Below are 1,319 nucleotides of genomic sequence, written 5' to 3'. Positions count from 1 at the left end.
GGCCCTTCATAGTTTCTATGGATTTCCTTGGCGGGCTTCGCGTCTTTGCGAGAGAAATGCTCTTGATTTTTCTTCGTGTTCTTCGTGTCCTTCGTGGTTAGAAAACGCCTTCCAGGAGCAACCCGAACATGACACAGAAAGCCATCCTCGTTACCGGCGGCGCCGGTTACATCGGCAGCCATGTGGCGCTGATGCTGGCGGAGGCGGGCGAGCGGGTGGTGGTGCTGGACAACCTCTCCACCGGGTTTCGCGAGGCGGTCCTCCAGGGCACCTTCGTGGAGGGGGATACGGGGGACCGGGCACTGGTCAGCCGGGTGCTGGCCGAACACGACATCGACACGGTGATGCACTTCGCCGCCCACACCATCGTGCCGGAATCGGTCTCCGACCCGCTCAAGTACTACCGCAACAACACCTGCGCCACCCGCAACCTGCTGGAATGCTGCCGCGACGCGGGAGTCAGGCACTTCGTCTTCTCCTCCACCGCGGCCGTCTACGGCATCCCGGACGACGGGCTGGCCCGGGAGGACAGCCCCACGGCGCCCATCAACCCCTACGGCACCTCCAAGCTCATGAGCGAGTGGATGCTCCGGGACCTGTCGGCCGCGACCGACCTGCGCCACGTGATCCTGCGCTATTTCAACGTGGCGGGCTCGGACCCCGGGGGCCGTATCGGGCAATCCACCCGGGAGGCCACCCTGTTGATCAAGGTGGCCTGCGAGGTGGCGCTGGGCAAGCGCCCCGAACTCACCGTCTTCGGCACCGACTATCCCACCCCGGACGGCACCGGCGTGCGCGACTACATCCACGTCACGGACCTCGCCGACGCCCACGTGCGGGCCCTGGCGTACTTGCGTGACGGAAAATCTTCCACCACCTTCAACGTGGGGTACGGGAAGGGGTTCAGTGTCCGCGAGGTCGTCGATGCGGTGGAACGGGTGCTGGGCACACCCCTGCCCGTGCGCGAGGCGGGGCGCCGGCCGGGCGATCCGCCCCGCCTGATCGCCGTCAGCGACGCCATCCGCGGGGCCCTTGACTGGGGCCCCGAACTGGACGATCTTGATGTGATCGTGCGCACATCTCTGGACTGGGAGCGCCGGCTCGGACACTGAACAGCCACGATCAGGTGTCGGTGTTTTTTACAATTTGAGGCATGGAATCTTGAAGGCTGTCACGTCAATCCATGCAACCCATTGATTTGGCGGCATTCTGTTCGGGCAGGCGCGAAAAATGCATAATGTTTATGCAGGTGTGCGAGTGAACCGCGTCACCAGGGACCAGTAGCCCGCATATCGCACCGGGATCGCGGGAGCAGGCGA

General features: G+C 64.2%; 1 protein-coding gene. It reads left to right on the top strand.

From position 1 onward, the window contains the following. The first annotated feature begins 128 nt into the window (after window positions 1-128). Entirely contained in the window at window positions 129-1,112 is a 984-nt protein-coding gene (galE, locus tag B1C78_RS15970) for a UDP-glucose 4-epimerase GalE (protein ID WP_077280163.1), read from the top strand. Window positions 1,113-1,319: the final 207 nt, after the last annotated feature.

It is taken from the genome of Thioalkalivibrio denitrificans, from assembly GCF_002000365.1.
In the GTDB taxonomy this organism is placed as follows: Bacteria; Pseudomonadota; Gammaproteobacteria; order Ectothiorhodospirales; family Ectothiorhodospiraceae; genus Thioalkalivibrio_A; species Thioalkalivibrio_A denitrificans.
The sequence above is the reverse complement of the archived record's forward strand: the minus strand, read 5'-3'. Positions and strand labels throughout refer to the sequence as shown.